Annotated in this window: 1 protein-coding gene; it reads right to left on the bottom strand. The window is 49.9% G+C overall.

Going from position 1 to position 359, the window contains the following annotated elements; translation table 11 throughout:
- A partial coding sequence (locus tag JT719_RS24375; protein WP_207436394.1) for a hypothetical protein occupies window positions 1-359 on the bottom strand: 359 nt, incomplete at both ends.

The following is a 359-nucleotide window of genomic DNA, read 5'->3' as shown; positions in this document are numbered from 1 at the left end:
AACCATTGACCAATATCACGAATTACTGTAAGTGCTGTGACATCGTTAGTCTGAGCTACCTGATCAGCGTACATGAACGCTTTGAAGGCGCTTTCAATGGTCCTTGATGCGGTTTCAATGATGTTTGGAGAGATCTGCTGAAGGCTGCTCAAGAAACCGTTGGTCCACTCCATCCCGAGTGTGTTCGTTACATTGGCTTTGTGAACTTCGTTGAAGAACACAAGTGCCTCGCCAACGACTTGTCCGTCGTTGGTCCCTGGCGTATAAACATCTCCCCATCCTGTACCACCGCCAATAACCCACCCGTCTAAGAGAATCGGCTCGTCCAGAGGGCTCCCAGGTACAAGAATTGGAGGCAG

The organism is Sabulibacter ruber (genome assembly GCF_017355955.1).
Classification (GTDB): Bacteria; Bacteroidota; Bacteroidia; order Cytophagales; family Hymenobacteraceae; genus Nibribacter; species Nibribacter ruber_A.
The sequence above is the reverse complement of the archived record's forward strand: the minus strand, read 5'-3'. Positions and strand labels throughout refer to the sequence as shown.